This window comes from Janibacter anophelis NBRC 107843 (genome assembly GCF_001570945.1).
Taxonomy (GTDB): domain Bacteria; phylum Actinomycetota; class Actinomycetes; order Actinomycetales; family Dermatophilaceae; genus Janibacter; species Janibacter anophelis.
Map to the genome: position 1 here is coordinate 35,524 of NZ_BCSQ01000011.1, position 18,817 is coordinate 54,340.

Consider the following 18,817-nt stretch of genomic DNA (forward strand, 5'->3'; position numbering starts at 1 on the left):
CGCTCCGGGGTGCATGCTGGTGACATGCGCCCCGGAGCCCACAACGCCATCACTGACGTCCCGGGAGTCCGGGTCGGCCACGCCACTCGAGACGAGAGCGGGTGGCTGACCGGCACGACCGTCGTCGTCCCCCCGGTGGGCTCCACCGGGGGCGTCGACGTGCGCGGGGGCGGGCCAGGCACCCGCGAGACCGACCTGCTCGACCCCCGCAACCTCGTCACCGCGGTGGACGCGGTCGTGCTGTCGGGGGGCAGCGCCTTCGGCCTGTCGGCGGCCGATGGCGTGATGGCGGAGCTGGCGGACGAAGGGCGGGGCTGGCCCGTCGGCGGTCCCGGCCAGATCGTGCCGATCGTGCCCTCGGCGATCCTCTTCGACCTCGGTCGTGGCGGCGCCTGGCGGCACCACCCGGGCCCGGACGAGGGTCGTGCGGCCTACGCCGCGGCGAGTGACGGGCCGGTGGCCGAAGGGGGTGTCGGCGCCGGCACGGGCGCGCGAGCCGGAGGCCTGCGCGGAGGCGTCGGCTCGGCGAGCCTCGTCCTGGACAACGGCGCCACGGTCGGTGCGCTCGTCGTCGTCAACGCCGTGGGGTCACCGCTGACGCCCGATGGCCGCCTGCTCGGAGAGCGCCTGCTCGTGCCCGGCGAGGCCGCGGTGCCGGAGCCGGATCCCGCTGCGGTGCAGGCCCACTGGGAGCGACAGGCTGCGGAGGCCGAGGCCCTGCGGGCCGGCACGGCGACGACGCTGGCCGTCGTCGCGACCGACGCGACGCTCGACAAGGCGGGCTGCGCCACGCTCGCAGGGGTGAGCCACGACGGCTTCGCCCGGGCCCTGTCACCGGTGCACACGGCCTTCGACGGCGACACGGTCTTCGCCCTGGCGACGGGTGGCGCCCCGACCCCTTCCCCCTTCGAGGCTCCTGCGTCGCACCTCAGGACGACGCCCTTCGACCTCGTGGCCCTGCAGACGGCAGCCGCTGACTGCGTCACGCGGGCGATCGTGCGGGCGGTGCTCGCGGCGGAGTCGGTCGACCGCTCCGGTGACGGCGGGGCACTGCTGCCCTCCTACCGGGAGGCCGTCAGTCGAGTGAGCTGATCTCGGGGACCGAGTAGTCCCCGCCGCCGCCGGAGGCGCTCGGGAGGGCGTGGCGCATCTCGCGCCGGCCCAGCCAGATGCACAGCACCGTCAGCGGGGTGCCGATGAGGAAGATCCCGAATGCTTCCTCGCGCATGATCAGCCCGGTGAAGGCGACGAGCCCGCACAGGAAGGCCGTGATGATCCACGCCATCCCTTGGAACCCCGCGAGGTCGCTGCGGCTGTGGCGGGTGCCGACGACGCGGTGCCGCAGGAACAGGTGGAGCCACTTGAGCAGCAGGCCCAGGGGCAGCGGGATGAGGGTCAGCAGGATGGGCCACCGTGGCAGGTCCCACGACGTCCACTCCTCCGATGCCCCGATCACGAGGGCCCCGACGATGATGAGGGGCAGCCACAGGGCCAGGCAGACCAGAGCCACGCGATCGAGCAGGCGAAGGGGGCGCGCCCAGCGCCCCTCGTCGGCGGCGGCCTCGGCCGGGTCGGGGATGCCCGGCCCGGTCTCCCTGCGGCGCAACGCCTCTCGGCGCAGCTCCTCGTCCGTGGGGTCAGGACGGACCGGCTCGGCGACGGACTCCGGCTCGGGCTCCGGGCGGCTCTCCCGCATCCGCTCGCGTCCCCGCAGGTCGGCGGCGACCCGCTCGGCGAACCGCTCCCGCTCGTGCGAGGCCGACCACCGGTCGATGCGCAGCTCGTTGCCGAAGCTGTCGACGTGCACCCGCTCGTCCTTGAGCTCGCGCCAGGACCCCCGGGTGAGCGGCACGACGATGAGCAGGACGCACACGACGAACCACACGATGATCGTGGGCAGGTGGGGGTCCGGCTCCGTCGTCCCCTCGACGACCATCCGGGTGAGCATCGACAGGGCGAACGCCAGGACCGCCGTGAGCACCAGGTTGAAGGCGAACCCGGCGCCCTGCATCAACCACCAGACCGGACCGATCTCCCGGGGAGGAGCTGCCGGCCCGGTCTGCTCGCGGGTCACCTCGACCTCGCTCAGCCGAGGCTGTAGTTGGGCGCCTCGACGATGCCCTGGATGTCGTGCGGGTGGCTCTCCTTGAGCGAGGCGGACGTGATCCGGACGAACTTCCCCTTCGCCTGCAGCTCCGGGACCGTACCGGCGCCGACGTAGAACATCGACTGGCGCAGGCCACCGACCATCTGGTGCGCGACCTGGGCGAGGGTGCCGCGGTAGGCGACCCGGCCCTCGATGCCCTCGGGCACGAGCTGGTCGTCGCTGGTGACCTCGGCCTGGAAGTAGCGGTCCTTGGAGAACGACTTCTTGCCGCGGCTGCTCATGGCGCCGAGGCTGCCCATGCCGCGGTAGGCCTTGAACTGCTTGCCGTTGATGAAGATCAGCTCGCCGGGGCTCTCCTCGCAGCCGGCCAGCAGGGAGCCGACCATGACGGAGTCGGCGCCCGCGACGAGGGCCTTGGCGATGTCACCGGAGTACTGCAGGCCGCCGTCGGCGATGACCGGAACGCCCGCCGGGCGAGCGGCCAGGGATGCGTCGTGGACCGCGGTGATCTGCGGTGCGCCGACGCCGGTGACGATGCGCGTCGTGCAGATCGAGCCCGGGCCGACCCCGACCTTGATGGCGTCGACGCCGGTGTCGATGAAGGCCTGCGCGCCCTCGCGGGTCGCGACGTTGCCGCCGATGACCTGCACGTGACGGGTGGCGGGGTCCTGCTTCAGCCGCTCGCACATCTCGAGCAGCAGCTTGACGTGGCCGTGCGCGGTGTCGGCGACGAGGACGTCGACCCCGGCGTCGATGAGGGTCGTCGCGCGCTCCCACGCGTCACCGAAGTAGCCGATGGCCGCACCGACGAGCAGGCGACCCTGGCCGTCCTTGCTCGCGTGGGGGAACTGCTCGCTCTTGACGAAGTCCTTGACCGTGATCAGACCGGCCAGACGGCCCCCGTCGTCGACGATCGGGAGCCGCTCGCGCTTGTGCTGGCGCAGCAGGAGGGTCGCGTCCTCGTGGGAGATGCCGACCGGCGCGGTGATGAGGGGCATCGGGGTCATGACATCGCGCACGAGGGTCGTGGCCCACTCGGCGACCGGGGTGAAGCGCAGGTCGCGGTTGGTGATGATGCCGATGAGCACGTTGTCGCCATCGACGACCGGCAGGCCCGAGACGCGGTACTCGCCGCAGCGCTGGTCGAGCTCGTCGAGGGTCGCGTCGGGGCCGATGACGACCGGGTTGGTGATCATGCCGGTCTGGGTCCGCTTGACGAGGTCGACCTGGTAGGCCTGGTCCTCGATCGAGAGGTTGCGGTGCAGCACGCCGATGCCGCCCTGCCGGGCCATGGCGATCGCCATCCGCGACTCGGTCACGGTGTCCATGGCCGCCGAGATGAGCGGCGTCTTGATGTTGATCTCCCGCGTCAGGCGCGTCGTCGTGTCGAGGTCCCCGGGTGCCAGCTCGCTGTAGCCGGGCAGGAGGAGGACGTCGTCGTAGGTCAGGCCGACCTTGGCGAAGGGGTTCGGGCCCTGGGCCCCGGTGTCGTCACGGTCCGTCGGGTTACCGAAATCCATCTCCCTATCGTAGGCCACCGTGAGAGCGCCTCCTGACCTGACCATTCCCTGACCAAACCCCGGTTTTTCGGGGCCAATCCATACTTTTTGGACGACCTGCGTTGGTGTCGATCTCCTTAGGTTGGCCCTCAGGAAGGTGGGGGAGCACGGACCCGCCGAGAGGCTCGGAGGAAGATCATGGGACACGTCACGAGCGCACCCGGTCCGGTCGCGGACCTGTGGGAGTGGCAGTTCGAGGGGGCCTGCCGCGAGACCGGCAGCGAGTCGTTCTACCACCCCGACGGCGAGCGCGGTGCTGCCCGTCGCCTCCGTGACGCCGCCGCCAAGGAGATCTGCGCGGCCTGCCCCGTCATCGCCGCCTGCCGCGAGCACGCCCTGGCCATCCGCGAGCCCTTCGGCGTCTGGGGCGGCCTCACCGAGGACGAGCGCCAGGTCATCCTCGCCGACCGCGACATCGCCGCCGCGGGCCTCGCCGGCTGAGGTCCCCCCTTCGCGTCCTAGGCTGGTCGGGTGAGCTCCCCCGAACCGGTCCACATCCGCGACGAGTCCATCCGCCTCGGCCAGCTGCTCAAGCTCGCCGGGCTCGTGGAGGACGGGGCCACGGCCCGCGAGGTCATCGCCGCCGGACAGGTGAGCGTCGACGGCGAGGTCGAGTCCCGCCGCGGCGCGCAGATCCGCGCCGGCAGCATCGTCGAGCTCGCCGGTCAGGCGATCGAGGTCGTCACGGGAGAGCCGGAGATCGACGTCCCCTGGTGACTCACCCCTCGGAGAGCATCCAGTCGAGGGCCTGGTCGACGTGGATCGCCGTCGTGTCGTGCAACGGGACGGGGCAGTCGTCCTCCTCGATGAGCAGACCGATCTCTGTGCCGGCCAGGACGACGCACTCGGCCCCGCGGTCGGCCATCCCCTGCATGACGGTCCGCAGCTCGCGGCGCGAGGTGTCCTTGATGACCCCGTGGACGAGCTCCTCGTAGATGATCCGGTCGACCTCGGGTCGCTGGCCCTCCTCGGGCAGGATCACCTCGATCCCCCGCTGCTCGAAGGGGGTCGTGTAGAAGTCCCCCGCCATCGTCGTCGCGGTGGCGACGAGCCCGACCTTGCGCTGGCGGGCGGCCTCGACGCGGCGGGCGGTCGCCTCGGCGATGTGGAGGAAGGGGACGTCGACGGCCTCGACGATGCGGTCGGCGACGGCGTGCATCGTGTTGGCGGCGAGCAGGATGCCCTCCGCTCCCCCGGCCTGCAGGCTCTGGGCGGCGTCGACGAGCGTGCGCGCCATGGCGTCCCAGTCACCGGCATTTTCCGCATCGTCGATGGGCTGGAAGTCGACGCTGTGGATGAGCACGCGCGCGCTGTGCAGGCCCCCGAGGCGGGCGTCGACCCCTTCGTTGAGACGGCGGTAGTACTCCGCCGTCGCCGACCAGCCCATACCGCCGAGGACACCCAAGAGATGCATGGCCCACACCTTAGCCAGCGGCGTTGCGCCCGTGGGGTTTCGGTTCCGCCCAGCGGGTCCGGGTCCCGGATGGCGGGCGCGTGCGAGGTCACATCGGGGCCGGGCATACCCTGCAGGGCGTGAAGGTGCTGCTGCTCGAAAACATCCACGACACCGCCCGCGAGGCCCTGACCGACGCCGGCTACGAGGTCGAGACGCGCTCCGGTGCCCTCGACGAGGCCGAGCTCATCGCCGCCCTGGAGGGCGTCGACATGCTCGGTATCCGCTCCAAGACCCACGTCACCCGCGCGGTCCTCGAGGCGCGGCCGGAGCTGAAGGTCATCGGCGCCTTCTGCATCGGCACCAACCAGATCGACCTCGACGCCGCCGCCCAGGCCGGCACGGTCGTCTTCAACGCCCCCTTCTCCAACACGCGCAGCGTCGTCGAGCTCGCCCTCGGCGAGATCATCTCGCTCGCCCGCCACCTGACGGACAAGAACGCTGCGCTGCACGCCGGCGTCTGGGACAAGTCGGCGAAGGGCGCGCACGAGGTGCGCGGCCGCACGCTCGGCATCATCGGCTACGGCAACATCGGCGCCCAGCTGTCGGTCGTCGCCGAGGCCTTCGGCATGCACGTCTCCTTCTACGACCTCGAGGACAAGCTCCCGCTGGGCAACGCCAAGAAGTGCGAGACCCTCGACGAGCTGCTCGAGACCTGCGAGACGATCACGCTGCACGTCGACGGTCGCGCGGGCAATGCCGGCAACTTCGGGGCCGAGCAGTTCGCCAAGATGCGTCCCCGCAGCCTCTTCCTCAACCTCTCCCGCGGCTTCGTCGTCGACCTCGAGGCGCTGCGCGACAACCTGCTCTCCGGGCACATCGCGGGGGCGGCGGTCGACGTCTTCCCGACGGAGCCGAAGAAGGCGGGCGACCCCTTCGAGAACTGCCTGCAGGGCATCCCCAACGTCATCCTCACCCCGCACGTCGGCGGGTCCACCGAGGAGGCGCAGCTCGACATCGGCCGCTACGTCTCAGGCAAGCTGCGTGACTGGGCGACCAGCGGCGCCACGACGATGTCGGTCAACGTGCCGGCCGTCGCCGCCCCCGTCGCCCAGGGCGGCACGCGCATCCTCCACCTGCACCAGAACGTCCCTGGCGTCCTCGCGCGGGTCAACACGATCCTGTCCGAGGGCGACGTCAACATCGACAGCCAACAGCTGAGCACCAAGGGCGAGTACGGCTACGCCGTCACCGACCTGGCCGGCCACCTGCCGGCGGACACCGAGCAGCGCCTGCGCGACCTGCCCGAGACCGTCGAGGTCCGGGTCATCGTCACGGACTGATCCGCCCTCTCCGCGTCGAGGTGCCCGGGACCTGGTCCCGGGCACCTCGACGCGTTGTGAGGGTGCGGCGCGTCAGCGGCGCCCGCCGCCGAGCAGCCCTCCGAGGATGTCGATGATGCTGCCGCCGCTCTGCGGGGGCGCCTGCTGCTGGGTCGTGCCGCCGCCGACGGCGGAGCCGAGGACGTCGCGCAGGATCGAGTCCAGTGCGCCCCCACCCGCCGGCCCGGCCTGGGCCGTACCCCGCCCCGGCAGGGCTCCCTCGCCGCCGGACGGCACTCCCCCACCGCCGGGCGCGGCACCGGCCGTGGTGCCGCCGCCGGCACCCCCGAGCACCTTCTTCGAGATGTAGGACAGGACGATCGGGGCGAGGATCGGGATGAGGCGCTTGACGAGCGCACCGCCCGCACCGCCTCCGAGCGCCGAGTACACCTGCGGCTCGTTGGAGCCGAAGATGTTGGACGCGATCTTTTCCCCGTCGTTGGTGTCGATGCGGCGCAGGTCCACGCCACCTGCCACCAAGTCGTCCTGGTGGTCGCCGAGCGCGTGGATGATCGAGTCCGCGCCGGCCGGGTCCTGTGCATTGGCCTGCAGGCCACCCAGCAGCGCGGGCAGCGCCTGCTGCACGGCCTGCTCGACCTCCTGGGGCTGGGCGCCCACCTGCTGGGCGAGCTGGTCGATCGGCAGGTTGCGGAGGATGTCGTCAACTGCAGCCATCTGGTGCCACCTCTCATGGGTCGGGTGGCCTCGTCGCCCCCCGTTGCCGATCAATGTAGCGACGACGGAGGCGAAGGGGGTCACTCCCGATCGCGGATGCGCTGCGGTTCGGCAGCGCTCGGCAGGGCGAACCCGCCGAGCCAGCTCGCTGCGACCGCTGCCCCGACGAGGAGCACCCACAGCCCGGCCAGCCGCCCCCACAGAACCCTGTCGAGCAGCTCGGCGTTGCCGGTCAACGTCACCGAGAGGACGGGGACGGCCGCGCCGGCGACCAGGGCCAGGGTCGCCATGATGGCGACCGGCGACGCGGCCTCGACGAGGAGTGCCCGCCGCACCACAGCTCTGGGTACGCCGACCGCCACCTGCCGTGCGAGGTCACGGCCGCGCAGGCCGACCTGCTCGGACACGGCGACGACCAGCCCCACTGCGCCGAGCACGGCGGCGATCGCGGCGAGTGCCTGCACCGCCATGACGGGGACGGTGTAGTAGAGCAGGTCGGACGACGGCACCCCCTCAGGGGAGATCGTGGGACCACGTCCGGGCGCGCCCATCCTCAGGAACTCCGACTCGAGCACGCCCTGCAGGGGAACCGCTACGCCCCCGACGAGTCCAACGAGCACGAGCGAGACGGCCGAGCGGGCGGCGAGTCGAGGGTGCGCCTGCATCATCCGCCCGGCGAGGACCGACGCTGGACGACCGCTGCGCGCAAACGCCGCACCGAGCCGCGCGGCGACACCCGAGGCGGAGACGGCCAGCAGGCACACGGCCATGCCGCAGGTGGCAAGGAACAGGGGGATGACGAGAGCAGACACGACCCGCCCGGCCGCAGACCCCCCGTCCACCGGGACGAAGATCATCGCGAGGACGCACGTGCCGGCCACCATCGTGCTCCCCAGCAGGCCCAGAGCGAGTGTCGGGCTCATCTCTCGGTCATCCCGCACTACCCGACTGGCACCCACCGCGACCCACCGCGCGGTGAGCGGCACGACGAGTGCGGCCACGAGCGGGACGACGAGCGCTGCGGCCACGACGGTGATCGGGTGCGGCCAGACGTCGAGGGCGATGACCGGACGGGTCCCGGAGGCGACATCCGCCCCGTACGCCCCGATGTCCTCGCCGTGGTCCTCGTACCGGACGGTCAGGACATGGGGGGCGGCCCACAGGAAGGCGTAGAAGCCAGCCACTCCGAGAACCGTTCCGAGGACACCGCACGCGAGTGCCTCCATCCGCACGACCTGGCGGATTTCTCCCCGGGTCGCTCCCGCCATGCGCATCGCCGAGAGGCGACGCTCCCGCGCCGGGGCCCCGACACGGACCGCCTGGCTCATCAGGTGAAGGACGGGGACGGCCAACACCGCGAGCGCCACGAGTACCCCGACGGCCGTCTGCGTGTCCTGCAGGAGGGGACCGAGCACCGAGGCACTCCAGACCTCACCTATCTGCGACGGGATCGTCGCCGCTGCTGCCACCAGCATCGTGGCGAGTGCGGCGCAGCCGGTCATGAGCCAACGCCGCAGACGGTCGTCGGGTCCCCCCTTCGCCGTCAACCGGGTCGCCTCGACCCACGACAGGCTCACCCTACGACCGCCGTCTCGTCGGCATCGACAAGGCCATCCCTCAGGACGACCTCGCGGTCGGCGTAGGCCGCGATCCGCGCGTCGTGGGTGACGAGCACGACCGTCATCCCCTCCTCCGCGGCCAGGTCGGTGATCAGGTCCATCGCGTCGCTACCGGCCCGGGAGTCGAGCGCGCCCGTCGGCTCGTCGGCGAAGAGCACCCCGGGGTTGGTCACGAGGGCGCGGGCGAGCGCCGCGCGCTGCGCCTGGCCTCCGCTCACCTGCCCCGGGAGCTCGTCGGCGAGGTCGCCGACCCCGACCCGCGTCAGCCACGCACGGGCTGTCTCCATCGCCTCGGCGCGCTTGCGCCGCTCGAGCAGGAGGGGCAGGGCGACGTTGTCGGCCAGGGTCAGCTCGTCGATGAGCTGGCCGAACTGGAAGAGCACCCCCACCCGCGTGCGCCGCAGCCGCGAGCGCGCGTCCTCGGACATCGTGGTGACCACCTCGTCGCCGAGACGGACCTCCCCTTCGTCCGGCCGAAGGACCCCCGAGAGCGCGTGGAGCAGGGTCGACTTGCCGGAGCCGCTGGGGCCGGTGACGGCCACCATCTCCCCCGCGGCGACGGACAGGTCGACCCCGCGCAACGCGGGGCGCCGGCCGTAGTCGTGGGCGACGCCGGTCGCGTGGACGGCCAGGGCGTGCCCTGGCGGGTGGGTGGTCATCGTCTCGTGTCCCCTTCGAGGTCGTGGACGCGCTCGAGCGCGTCCTCCATCCACCGGACGTCCGCATCCAGGTGGCCCAGTGCGTAGTCCGCGGCGAGGACCCGGTGCAGGTCCCCCTTCGCTTCCCGCTTGTCGCGGGTCAGCTCGCGCATACGCTCGAGGTGGGCGGCCCGCTGGCGCCGCAGGAAGGCCCGCGCCGCGTCCTGCCCCCCGACGAGCAGCGCGACCGCGACCTTGGTGGCGAGCGGGTTGGCGATGTGCTCGGTGGGCCCCTCGGCCTCGGCCGCCCAGCGATCGACCTCGTCGCGGCCGGTGTCCGTCAGCTCGTAGACGGTGCGCTCCGGCCCACCGGCCCGCTCGGTCGCCGCCTCGCTCACGAAGCCCTTGCCGGCGAGCCGCCCCAGCGCCGCGTACACCTGCCCGAAGGCCATGGGCCGGGCCGCCGGGAGCAGCTCGTCGTGGTGACGCTTCAGGTCGTACCCGTGCTGCGGCCCCCTGCTCAGCAGCCCCATGAGTACGTGCCCCGTCGTCATGCGAACGACTATTCACTGTGTGAGTAGTGACTGTCAAGAGGGTTTCGAGCACGACGAAGGGGGCGCCGCACCGGATCGGTGCGACGCCCCCTTCGAGGCCCGCCTGCTGCGCAGACTCGCGCCTCAGGACACCGCCCTCGAGGCGGTCAGGAGATCAGTGGGAGTGACCGTGGCCGGCAGCCTCGGGCTCCTCCTTCTTCTCCACGACGAGGGTGTCGGTGGTGAGGACCATCGACGCGATCGACGCGGCGTTGACGAGCGCGGAGCGGGTGACCTTGACCGGGTCGATGACGCCCTGGCCGACGAGGTCGCCGTACTCACCCGTCGCGGCGTTCAGGCCCTGACCGGGGGTCAGCTCCTGGACCTTGGCGACGGCGACGTAGCCCTCGAGGCCAGCGTTCTCGGCGATCCAGCGCAGCGGCTCGACGGCGGCCGAGCGCACGATGTTGGCGCCGACCTGCTCGTCGCCCTCGAGCGAGAGACCGTCGAGGACGGCGACCGCGTGGGCGAGCGAGGAGCCACCGCCGGCGACGATGCCCTCCTCGATGGCCGCGCGGGTCGCGGAGATCGCGTCCTCGATGCGGTGCTTCTTCTCCTTGAGCTCGACCTCGGTGTGGGCACCGACCTGGATGACGCAGACGCCACCGGCGAGCTTGGCGAGGCGCTCCTGGAGCTTCTCGCGGTCCCAGTCGGAGTCGGTGCGCTCGATCTCGGCCTTGATCTGGCCAACGCGACCGTTGACGTCGTCGGCGTTGCCCTGACCGTCGATGATCGTCGTGTTGTCCTTCGTGACGACGACGCGACGGGCCTGGCCGAGGTCCTCGAGGGAGACCTGGTCGAGCTTGAGGCCGACCTCCTCGGCGATGACCTGACCACCGGTGAGGATGGCCATGTCCTGCAGCATCGCCTTGCGGCGGTCGCCGAAGCCGGGGGCCTTGACGGCCGCGACGTTGAAGACACCCTTGAGCTTGTTGACGACAAGCGTCGAGAGGGCCTCACCGTCGATGTCCTCGGCGATGATCAGCAGCGGCTTGCCGGACTGCACGACCTTTTCCAGCACCGGCAGGATGTCCTGGATCGTGGAGATCTTGCCCTGGTTGATCAGGACGTAGGCGTCCTCGAGGACGCCCTCCATGCGCTCCGGGTCGGTGACGAAGTAGGGGCTGATGAAGCCCTTGTCGAACTGCATGCCCTCGGTGAAGTCGAGCGCGGTCTCGGCGGTCGAGGACTCCTCGACGGTGATGACGCCGTCCTTGCCGACCTTGTCGAAGGCGTCGGCGATGATCCCGCCGATGCCCTGGTCCTGCGCGGACAGGGACGCGACCTGGGCGATCTCATCCTTGCCCTCGACGTCGCGGGCGATCTCGAGGAGGCGACCGGAGACCGCCTCGACGGCCTTGTCGATGCCGCGCTTGAGGCCGGACGGGGCAGCGCCCGCCGCGACATTGCGCAGACCCTCGCGGACCATCGCCTGGGCGAGGACGGTCGCGGTCGTCGTGCCGTCACCGGCGACGTCGTTGGTCTTGGTCGCGACCTCCTTGGCGAGCTGGGCGCCGAGGTTCTCGTACGGGTCCTCGAGCTCGACCTCGCGGGCGATCGTCACACCGTCGTTGGTGATGGTCGGCGCGCCCCACGCCTTGTCGATGACGACGTTGCGGCCCTTGGGGCCGAGCGTCACCTTGACGGCGTTGGCGAGCTGGTCGACGCCGCGCTGGAGGGCGTCACGGGCGGAGTCGTTGAACTCCAGTTCCTTGGCCATGTCTGTCCTTTGGTTCTACGAAGGGGGGAAGCGCGACACCCCGGGAGGACCCGGGTGGGCCCGCCCGGGGCGTCAGCTGCGTACTGCTGTGAGCGTCAGATCGTTCAGGAAACGATCGCGAGCACGTCGCGCGCGGAGAGGATCAGGTACTCCTGGCCACCGTGCTTGATCTCGGTGCCGCCGTACTTGGAGTAGATGACGCGGTCGCCGACGGCGATGTCCATGGGGATGCGCTCGTCGCCGTCCTCGTTGAAGCGGCCGGGGCCGATCGCGACGACCTCACCCTCCTGCGGCTTCTCCTTGGCGGTGTCCGGGATGACGAGGCCGGACGCAGTGGTCTGCTCGGCCTCGACGGACTGGACCACGATGCGGTCCTCGAGCGGCTTGATGGAAACCGACACGCTGACTCCTTTGTGTGAGGGTCGTGAGTTGAGTTCTGGGGCGTGCGTGACGGGTCGCCGTCGCGGGGGTCGACCTGCCGTGCATCTGGCACTCGCCATCGGTGAGTGCCAATGCCAAATCTAGGCAGTGATCTGGCACTCGGTCAACCCGAGTGCCAATCACTCTCACGTACGTGACAATGGGCGGCGTGGATCTGACGACCGTGCGCTGGCTCGCCTCCCCCGAGGGGCATGCCGCACTCCACGATCTGCCCGAGTACTCCGAGTCCGACGCCGTCGGTCAGGCCTCGCGACTGCGCGCCTCCGGACTGTCCCCCGAGCAGGTCGCCGCCCTCCTGACCCAGAAGCGGCTGCGCGCCCGCGCGCAGGACAAGTTCGGCGAGTTCGCCGAGGGGATGCTCTTCACCGCCGACGGTCTCGAGCAGGCCAGCCGACTCGAGGTCGCTGCCACCCACGCGGGCCGGTACGCGTCGGCAAGCCTGGCCACGGTCCACGACCTCGGCTGCGGCATCGGCTCGGACGCCATGGCGATGAGCGCGCTGGGCGTCACGGTGCACGGCGTGGACGCCGACCCGCTCACCGCCGCCCTGGCCGACGTCAACCTGCGGCCGTGGCCCGACAGTCGGGCCCGCACGGGCGTGGCCGAGGACTTCGAGCCGCCGCTGGACCCCCTTCACTCCCGCACGGGCGTGTGGTTGGACCCCGCACGCCGCACCCCCGGGGTCACCGACCGCTCCGGGCGCACCCGGCGGGTCTTCCGGCTCGACGAGATCTCGCCGTCGTGGGACTTCGTCGTCTCCGTTGCACGCGACGTCCCGGCGACCGGGGCCAAGCTCAGCCCGTCACTCCCCCACGACATCCCGCCGCTCGGCACCGAGGCCCAGTGGACGTCGTGGCAGGGCACGGTCCTCGAGTGCACCGTCTGGTGGGGTCCCCTCGTCAAGGAGGCCGGCCGCAGCGCCCGCGTGCTGAGGAAGGGGGCGCCGCCCGTCGAGGTCGACCAGCGCACCTGCGAGGACGACCCGGCAGCGGCCGGTTCCCTCACCGACATCGGTGCGTGGCTCTACGAGGCGGACCGCGCGGTCAACCGCGCCGGGCTCATCGGCACCGTCACCGGGGCGGTCTCCGGGATGGAGCTCGAGGCGGGCCTCGGGTACGTCACGAGCGACCTGGCCGTCGACCTCGGCCACGCCCGCCGGTTCGAGGTGCTCGAGGCGATGCCGTTCTCCGTCAAGGGCCTGCGAGCGTGGTTGCGTGAGCGCGGCATCACCGGCCTGACGGTCAAGAAGCGCGGCATCCGCCTCGACGAGGACCAACTGCGCCGCCAGCTGAAGATCGGCCGCGACGCCGGCAGCGGCGAGAGCGCGACGATCGTGCTCACCCGCGTCGCCGGGGCCCAGGTCGTCCTCGTGGTCCGACCCGTCGACCCCGCGGGCGACTGAGCGCCCGGGCCGGCGAGGCCCACCGCCCCCAACCCGCGCATCTCCCCGGGGAAGTGCGCGCCAAGGAACGACCAGAGCGCGCATCCCCCGGGGAGATGCGCGCTCTGGGTCAGTCAGGACCGCCGGTCAGTGGCGCCGGTCCGGCCGGATGGCCGCCCACCGCATGGCGAGCAGCAGGCCCAGTCCAGCGATCCCGGCCAGGAGCAGCAACGCACCCTGGGGGGCGGACCCCATCGGACCACCGTCGGTCTGGACGACGCTCGGCGTCTCCGGGCCATCCGTGGAGACCGTCGCCGTGGGCTCGCTCGTCGTGGTCGACGTCGGCTCGGTGGTGGTCGTCGCGGTCGGGTCCGTCGTCGACGTCGAGCTCGTCGAGGACGTGCTGCTCGACGAGGTGCTGGACGAGGACGAGGTCGACGTGCTCGAGGACGAGCTCGAGGTCGTCGAGGTGGCGGCCGTGACGGTCACCGGGGCGGTGTCGTCGGCGGAGACGACGGTGACGCCCTCACCCGTCGCGCTCGCCGAGTTGGTGTACGTCCCGGGGACGTCGGAGGCCGTGGCCCGGAAGCTCAGCGAGACCGAGCCCAGGTCGTCCCCGGTCGCCGCCGGCACCTCGATGTCACCCGTCCAGGTGAGGTCGGTGGTGCCGCTCGGGTCGCTCGTCGTCGCACCGGTCGTCGAACCCGGCACGTAGGTGAAGCCCTCGGGCAGGCTGTCGGTCACCGAGCTCAGGACCTGGGCCGTCGCGCCGGGGTTGGACACCGTGATCGTGTAGGTCACCTCGGACCCCGCACTGACCTGCGCCTGGTCCACCGTCTTGGTCACGGTCACGGGCGTCGCCCCGACGGGGGAGAAGAAGGTCAGGCTCGACAGCGTCACCGTCGCGCCCTGGGTCAGCTCACGCGCCCACGAGATCGCGATGCCGTTGTCGATCTCCTCCTCGCACCGGCAGGTGTTGGGCAGCATCGCCCCGGAGCCGATCGCGCGCCACACCTGGCCGAAGCTGGCCTCGATGTACGCCGCGCCGCTGCTCAGCGGGCGGAAGCCCTCGACCCGCTCGGGGTTCTCCGAGTCGGGCTGCGCCTTGCAGACGGGCGAGACGCCGTCGTAGACGTCGCCGAGACCCACGTCGCTGTCCTGGAGGTAGCAGTCGCCACCACGGAAGATCACGGCGTCACCGGTGGTCGCCCCGCCCGTGATCCGGATGTCCGTCCGGTAGGCCGTCGCGCCACTGACGTAGGAGTCGACCTGCGTCAGGGTCGCGCCCGTGTCGCCGAGACCGACGGTGGTGGTGATGGAGAACGGATCGGCACTCGTCCCGGTACCGGTCGGGCCGCTCTGGGAGATGGCGGTGAAGGGCTCGTACTCCGCGACGCCGGTCGCGCCGCTGCCCGCCGGCAGGTCGTCAGGACCGTAGAGGCTTCCGTCGAAGGCGACGAAGGTGCCACAGGCGATGTCGTCGTACCACTCGCCCTGCAGGTCGCCCGCGTAGCGGACATCGCAGTTGAGCAGCGGCGAGATGTTGATCGAGGTGAGCGGACCACCCGACTCGATCTCGGCGGCGGACGCCGACGGCGCCACCGCGAACCCGGTGAACATGGCCAAGACGGTGGCGAGGAACCACCGGAACATCGACGTACGTGTACGCATCGCGCCTCCCCAGACGTGTGTTGTCGCAGGTCACAGTAGCGGCGAACTCCGGCTCCGTACAGCACCGGCGACGCGTCACCGGTCGTTCGCCGAATGTTGCCCACAGGACTCCCGGGTAACCTGCGGCCATGCCGTCCCGCCCTCGTCAGCTGACCCGTGCCGCCGCCGGCCTCGCCGTCCTCGCCCTCGTGGGCTGCGGCGCCGATTCCGAGGGCTCGTCGAGCAGCTCCGCCGCGAGCACCTCGACCTCCGCCACGTCGTCGTCCGCGACCTCGTCCGCGTCCGCGACCTCGTCCTCGTCCTCGAGCAGCCGCAGCGCCTCCAGCAGCACGTCCGGCACCTCGACGAGCGCTGCAGCCCCGGCCGCGAGCTCGTGCGTCAGCAGCGTCCGCGACGCCATGACCCCGACCCAGCAGGCGGGCCAGCTCATCATGGCCGCCATGCAGCCCGGGCCGGTGACCAGCCTCGACCCCGCGATCAGCCAGCAGGGCCTGGGCTCGATGCTCTACCTCGGCGGCTGGCAGGGGTCCTCGACCGTGGCCGCCGCGAGCAGCCACCTGCAGGAGGTCTCCCCCACCGTCGACGGCACCAAGGTCGGCATGCTCGTCGCCGCCGACCAAGAGGGCGGTGAGGTCCAGCAGCTCACGGGCGAGGGCTTCACCGAGCTGCCCTCCGGGCTCGAGCAGGCCCAGGACCCGGACCTGCGCTCCTCCGCCAAGGCCTGGGGCGCGGAGCTGGAGCGGGCCGGCGTCAACGTCAACCTCGCCCCGGTCGCCGACACCGTCCCGGCCGAGATCGGGCGTGCCAACGAGCCGATCGGCAAGTGGGGCCGCCAGTACGGCTCCACCCCTCAGGCCGCCGGTAAGGGGGCGCTCGCCTTCGCCCGGGGCATGCAGGACGCGGGCGTCGAGCCGACCGTCAAGCACTTCCCCGGCATCGGCCGGATCACCGGCAACACCGACCTGACCGCCACCGGCATCAGCGACACGACGGCGACGACCAAGGACCCCTACCTCGCCCCCTTCGCCCAGAACATCGAGGGCGGGACCCGGATCGTCATGGTCGGCTCCGCCCACTACCCGAAGATCGACGGCGAGACCCCGGCACTGTTCTCCGAGAAGATCGTCACGGGGATGCTGCGCGAGGACCTCGGCTTCGACGGGGTCGCGATCACCGATGACGTGGGTGCGGCCAAGGCTGTCGCGGCGACGCCCGTGGGCGAGCGGGCGACGAAGTTCATCGCCGCCGGCGGCGACATCGTCCTGACCGCCGACCCCGCGCAGGTCCCGACGATGGTCACGGCGATCCAGGACGAGGCGAAGGGGGATCCCGCCTTCGCGCAGCAGGTCACCGCCTCCGTCACCCGGGTCCTCACGCTCAAGGAGGACATGGGTCTGCTGCGCTGCGGCTGACCCTCAGTGCGCGTGGTCGTGGTCGACGTGCACCGGGAGCCCGGTGCGCACGTCGGTCACCGGCAGCGAGCTGTCGGCGGGCAGGGACAGGTCGCTGGCCGGGCGGCCCTTCATCATCATCTGGGCGCCGAGGCTCGCGACCATCGCGCCGTTGTCGGTGCACAGCCCGGGGCGCGGCACGCGCAGCTGGATGCCGGCGTCGTCGCAGCGCTGCTGGGCCATCGCCCGCAGCCGTGAGTTCGCGGCGACGCCGCCACCGACCTGGAGCGCGGCGACGTCGTGCTCGGTGCAGGCGAGCACCGCCTTGCGGGTGAGGATGTCGACGACGGCCTCCTGGAAGGACGCGGCGACGTCGGCGACGGGCACGTCACGCCCGGCGGCCTGCTCGGCCTGCACCCAGCGGGTCACCGCCGTCTTGAGCCCGGAGAAGGAGAAGTCGAAGCGGTGCCGCTCCATGTCCTTGCGGCTGGAGAGGCCCCGCGGGAAGTCGATGGTGATCTGCCCGTCGGTCGCCGCGCGGTCGATGTGCGGCCCGCCGGGGAAGGGCAGCCCGAGCACGCGCGCGACCTTGTCGAAGGCCTCGCCCGCGGCGTCGTCGATCGTCGACCCGAGGCTGCGGATGTCGTGGGTGACGTCGGGCACGAGGAGCAGCGAGGAGTGCCCGCCGCTGACGAGCATGGCCATCGTCGGCTCCGGCAGCGGCCCGTGCTCGACGATGTCGACGGCCACGTGGCTGGCGAGGTGGTTGACGCCGTAGAGCGGCACGCCGAGCGCGACCGCGAGCGCCTTGGCCGACGCGACGCCCACCATGAGCGCACCCGCCAGGCCGGGCCCGGCGGTCACCGAGATGCCGTCGAGGTCCGAGAGGGCCACCCCGGCCTCACGACAGGCGCGCTCGATCGTCGGGACCATCGCCTCGAGGTGGGCCCGGGAGGCCACTTCGGGGACGACACCACCGAACCGGGCGTGCTCGTCGACGCTCGAGGCGATCGCGTCGAAGAGCAGGTCGGTGCCGTGCACGATGCCGACACCGGTCTCGTCGCAGGAGGTCTCGATGCCCAGGACCAGGGGGGCGTCCTTCATGTCGGGTCCTCCGTCGTCAGGTCGAGGGCGAGGACGAGCGCGTCGACCCCACCCGGGTAGTAGCCACGCCGGGTCTGCAGCAGCTCGAAGCCACGCTGCGCGTACAACCCGCGCGCCGCCGTGTTGTCCTCACGGACCTCGAGCAGCAGGCGCGCGGCACCTGCGGCCCGCGAGCGGGCGACGAGCGCCTCGAGCAGGTGCCGGCCCAGCCCGGTGCGGCGGGCCCGCGGCAGCGTCGCGATCGTCATGACATCGCTGACGTCACCGCCGTGGTCGAGGCCGGCGTACCCGACGATGCCGTCGGCGTCCTCGGCCACCAGGTACTCGCGGCGCGGTCGGCCGGCGAGCTCACCCCACCACGACTCGAGTGACCACGCCTCGCTGCCGAAGAGCTCGACCTCGTGCGCGGCGAGCTCGGCGAGGTCCTGCCAGCGCACCTCCCGCAGGACGAAGGGCGGCGACGTCACCGCGGTCATCGGGCCACCTTGGGCGCGCCCGGCGCGACGGCGTCGGGACGGCGCAGGTAGAGCGGCTCGACGGGCATCGCTTCTCCCGCGTCGATGCGGGCGGCGGCCACGGCTGCGAGGACGCCCGCGTCGACGTCGAGCAGGTCGGTGCCCGACGGGTCGAGCGGGTGGGCCAGCAGCTCGGGGTAGATCAACGGCCCGCGCCCGACGGTGGGCAGCGAGCGCACCTCCTCGGGCAGGTCGGCCGGCTTGGTCACGGTCGGCTCGTCGAGGGGGGTCACTCCACCGTCGGCGCAGCGGTAGCGCGCCCAGTAGACCTCCTTGCGCCGGGCGTCCGTCGCGACGAGCAGGTCGCCCTCGTGCCCCTGCCCGGCGGCTGCGGCGGCGAGCGCGTCGAGCGAGCAGACCCCGTGGACGCCGATGCCGCGGGCGTGGGCGAAGGTCTGCGCAGTCACCAGCCCGACCCGCAGCCCGGTGAAGGGCCCCGGCCCAGTCCCGACCGCGACGTGCGTGACCTCCTCGACGCCGGTCCCGGCGGCCGTCAGCGTCTCGACGAGCATCGGCGCGAGCAGCTCGGTGTGCCGGCGGGCGTCGACGGCCGCGCGGCTCGTGAGCACGCGCTGGCCGTCGTGCACGGCGACGGTGATGGCCGAGGTCGCGGTGTCCATCGCGAGGA

20 protein-coding genes are annotated in these 18,817 nt (G+C 71.9%); 6 read left to right on the forward strand and 14 right to left on the reverse strand.

Annotation, left to right across the window (positions count from 1 at the left end):
- Positions 1-24: 24 nt before the first annotated feature.
- Positions 25-1,092 (forward strand): P1 family peptidase, encoded by a 1,068-nt coding sequence (locus JAN01S_RS04445; protein ID WP_068314307.1) that lies wholly within the window; start codon positions 25-27, stop codon positions 1,090-1,092.
- Here the strand turns inward: JAN01S_RS04445 and JAN01S_RS04450 are convergent.
- The gene (locus JAN01S_RS04450; protein WP_068314309.1) at positions 1,076-2,074 is read right to left on the reverse strand and encodes a hypothetical protein; all 999 of its coding nucleotides are present in this window, start codon (positions 2,072-2,074) and stop codon (positions 1,076-1,078) included. The genes JAN01S_RS04445 and JAN01S_RS04450 overlap by 17 nt on opposite strands.
- An 11-nt stretch (positions 2,075-2,085) precedes the next feature.
- Positions 2,086-3,627, reverse strand: a complete 1,542-nt coding sequence (guaB, locus tag JAN01S_RS04455) for an IMP dehydrogenase (protein ID WP_068314312.1) — start codon at positions 3,625-3,627, stop codon at positions 2,086-2,088.
- Between the two features lie 177 nt (positions 3,628-3,804).
- On the opposite strand from guaB, the gene JAN01S_RS04460 reads away from it, so the two are divergent.
- Together JAN01S_RS04460 and JAN01S_RS04465 are read left to right on the forward strand one after the other, a co-directional pair.
- Complete coding sequence (locus JAN01S_RS04460; RefSeq protein ID WP_068314313.1) at positions 3,805-4,107, forward strand: WhiB family transcriptional regulator; 303 nt, start codon at positions 3,805-3,807, stop codon at positions 4,105-4,107.
- 30 nt (positions 4,108-4,137) lie between these two features.
- A complete protein-coding gene (locus JAN01S_RS04465; RefSeq protein ID WP_068314315.1) occupies positions 4,138-4,383 on the forward strand; it encodes an RNA-binding S4 domain-containing protein in 246 nt (81 codons plus the stop codon).
- 1 nt (position 4,384) lies between these two features.
- Here JAN01S_RS04465 and JAN01S_RS04470 read toward each other — a convergent pair whose 3' ends face one another.
- Positions 4,385-5,080, reverse strand: a complete 696-nt coding sequence (locus JAN01S_RS04470) for an aspartate/glutamate racemase family protein (protein ID WP_068314316.1) — start codon at positions 5,078-5,080, stop codon at positions 4,385-4,387.
- Between the two features lie 119 nt (positions 5,081-5,199).
- Between JAN01S_RS04470 and serA the strand changes: the two genes are divergently transcribed.
- Positions 5,200-6,402, forward strand: a complete 1,203-nt coding sequence (gene serA, locus JAN01S_RS04475; RefSeq protein ID WP_068314319.1) for a phosphoglycerate dehydrogenase — start codon at positions 5,200-5,202, stop codon at positions 6,400-6,402.
- Positions 6,403-6,474: 72 nt separating this feature from the next.
- On the opposite strand, the gene JAN01S_RS04480 is transcribed toward serA, so the two are convergent.
- From JAN01S_RS04480 to groES, 6 genes are all read right to left on the reverse strand, one after another.
- Positions 6,475-7,116, reverse strand: coding sequence for a DUF937 domain-containing protein (locus JAN01S_RS04480; RefSeq protein ID WP_068314322.1), 642 nt, complete (start codon positions 7,114-7,116; stop codon positions 6,475-6,477).
- 80 nt (positions 7,117-7,196) lie between these two features.
- Positions 7,197-8,693 (reverse strand): FtsX-like permease family protein, encoded by a 1,497-nt coding sequence (locus tag JAN01S_RS04485; protein ID WP_068314325.1) that lies wholly within the window; start codon positions 8,691-8,693, stop codon positions 7,197-7,199.
- On the reverse strand, positions 8,690-9,394 hold the full coding sequence (locus JAN01S_RS04490) for an ABC transporter ATP-binding protein (RefSeq protein WP_068314328.1): 705 nt from the start codon (positions 9,392-9,394) through the stop codon (positions 8,690-8,692). Before JAN01S_RS04490 ends, JAN01S_RS04485 begins: the two co-directional genes overlap by 4 nt.
- Positions 9,391-9,927, reverse strand: coding sequence for a helix-turn-helix transcriptional regulator (locus tag JAN01S_RS04495; RefSeq protein WP_068314330.1), 537 nt, complete (start codon positions 9,925-9,927; stop codon positions 9,391-9,393). Before JAN01S_RS04495 ends, JAN01S_RS04490 begins: the two co-directional genes overlap by 4 nt.
- Before the next feature lie 154 nt (positions 9,928-10,081).
- Positions 10,082-11,686, reverse strand: coding sequence for a chaperonin GroEL (gene groL / locus JAN01S_RS04500; protein WP_068314333.1), 1,605 nt, complete (start codon positions 11,684-11,686; stop codon positions 10,082-10,084).
- A 104-nt stretch (positions 11,687-11,790) separates the two neighbouring features.
- A complete protein-coding gene (gene groES, locus JAN01S_RS04505) occupies positions 11,791-12,087 on the reverse strand; it encodes a co-chaperone GroES (RefSeq protein ID WP_068314336.1) in 297 nt (98 codons plus the stop codon).
- Between the two features lie 188 nt (positions 12,088-12,275).
- On the opposite strand from groES, the gene JAN01S_RS04510 reads away from it, so the two are divergent.
- The gene (locus tag JAN01S_RS04510; RefSeq protein WP_084360033.1) at positions 12,276-13,529 is read left to right on the forward strand and encodes a class I SAM-dependent methyltransferase; all 1,254 of its coding nucleotides are present in this window, start codon (positions 12,276-12,278) and stop codon (positions 13,527-13,529) included.
- Between the two features lie 126 nt (positions 13,530-13,655).
- Here JAN01S_RS04510 and JAN01S_RS04515 read toward each other — a convergent pair whose 3' ends face one another.
- On the reverse strand, positions 13,656-15,179 hold the full coding sequence (locus tag JAN01S_RS04515) for a DUF11 domain-containing protein (RefSeq protein WP_084360028.1): 1,524 nt from the start codon (positions 15,177-15,179) through the stop codon (positions 13,656-13,658).
- A 145-nt stretch (positions 15,180-15,324) separates the two neighbouring features.
- A complete protein-coding gene (locus tag JAN01S_RS04520) occupies positions 15,325-15,579 on the reverse strand; it encodes a hypothetical protein (RefSeq protein WP_068314345.1) in 255 nt (84 codons plus the stop codon).
- Between JAN01S_RS04520 and JAN01S_RS04525 the strand changes: the two genes are divergently transcribed.
- Positions 15,578-16,591: a glycoside hydrolase family 3 N-terminal domain-containing protein gene (locus tag JAN01S_RS04525; protein ID WP_068314347.1), complete on the forward strand. Its 1,014-nt coding sequence runs from the start codon at positions 15,578-15,580 to the stop codon at positions 16,589-16,591. The two genes, JAN01S_RS04520 and JAN01S_RS04525, sit on opposite strands and share 2 nt — an antisense overlap.
- A gap of 3 nt (positions 16,592-16,594) precedes the next feature.
- On the opposite strand, the gene tsaD is transcribed toward JAN01S_RS04525, so the two are convergent.
- The 3 genes from tsaD to tsaB are packed head-to-tail and all read right to left on the reverse strand — an operon-like array spanning position 16,595 to position 18,809.
- Entirely contained in the window at positions 16,595-17,674 is a 1,080-nt protein-coding gene (tsaD, locus tag JAN01S_RS04530) for a tRNA (adenosine(37)-N6)-threonylcarbamoyltransferase complex transferase subunit TsaD (RefSeq protein WP_068314348.1), read from the reverse strand.
- Positions 17,671-18,150: a GNAT family N-acetyltransferase gene (locus tag JAN01S_RS04535; protein ID WP_068314350.1), complete on the reverse strand. Its 480-nt coding sequence runs from the start codon at positions 18,148-18,150 to the stop codon at positions 17,671-17,673. Before JAN01S_RS04535 ends, tsaD begins: the two co-directional genes overlap by 4 nt.
- Positions 18,147-18,809 (reverse strand): tRNA (adenosine(37)-N6)-threonylcarbamoyltransferase complex dimerization subunit type 1 TsaB, encoded by a 663-nt coding sequence (gene tsaB / locus JAN01S_RS04540; RefSeq protein WP_244884747.1) that lies wholly within the window; start codon positions 18,807-18,809, stop codon positions 18,147-18,149. Before tsaB ends, JAN01S_RS04535 begins: the two co-directional genes overlap by 4 nt.
- Between the last annotated feature and the right edge of the window lie 8 nt (positions 18,810-18,817).

Bases quoted from the DNA above. Each gene is read 5' to 3' on its own strand.
- JAN01S_RS04515 (WP_084360028.1), bottom strand. From the start codon at position 15,179: ATGCGTACACGTACGTCGATGTTCCGGTGGTTCCTCGCCACCGTCTTG.
- guaB (WP_068314312.1), bottom strand. From the start codon at position 3,627: ATGGATTTCGGTAACCCGACGGACCGTGACGACACCGGGGCCCAGGGC.
- JAN01S_RS04470 (WP_068314316.1), bottom strand. From the start codon at position 5,080: ATGCATCTCTTGGGTGTCCTCGGCGGTATGGGCTGGTCGGCGACGGCG.
- JAN01S_RS04460 (WP_068314313.1), top strand. From the start codon at position 3,805: ATGGGACACGTCACGAGCGCACCCGGTCCGGTCGCGGACCTGTGGGAG.
- tsaB (WP_244884747.1), bottom strand. From the start codon at position 18,809: ATGGACACCGCGACCTCGGCCATCACCGTCGCCGTGCACGACGGCCAG.
- JAN01S_RS04535 (WP_068314350.1), bottom strand. From the start codon at position 18,150: ATGACCGCGGTGACGTCGCCGCCCTTCGTCCTGCGGGAGGTGCGCTGG.
- JAN01S_RS04520 (WP_068314345.1), bottom strand. From the start codon at position 15,579: ATGGCGTCGCGGACGCTGCTGACGCACGAGCTCGCGGCCGGGGCTGCA.
- JAN01S_RS04480 (WP_068314322.1), bottom strand. From the start codon at position 7,116: ATGGCTGCAGTTGACGACATCCTCCGCAACCTGCCGATCGACCAGCTC.
- JAN01S_RS04525 (WP_068314347.1), top strand. From the start codon at position 15,578: ATGACCCCGACCCAGCAGGCGGGCCAGCTCATCATGGCCGCCATGCAG.
- groL (WP_068314333.1), bottom strand. From the start codon at position 11,686: ATGGCCAAGGAACTGGAGTTCAACGACTCCGCCCGTGACGCCCTCCAG.
- JAN01S_RS04495 (WP_068314330.1), bottom strand. From the start codon at position 9,927: ATGACGACGGGGCACGTACTCATGGGGCTGCTGAGCAGGGGGCCGCAG.
- tsaD (WP_068314348.1), bottom strand. From the start codon at position 17,674: ATGAAGGACGCCCCCCTGGTCCTGGGCATCGAGACCTCCTGCGACGAG.
- JAN01S_RS04445 (WP_068314307.1), top strand. From the start codon at position 25: ATGCGCCCCGGAGCCCACAACGCCATCACTGACGTCCCGGGAGTCCGG.
- JAN01S_RS04490 (WP_068314328.1), bottom strand. From the start codon at position 9,394: ATGACCACCCACCCGCCAGGGCACGCCCTGGCCGTCCACGCGACCGGC.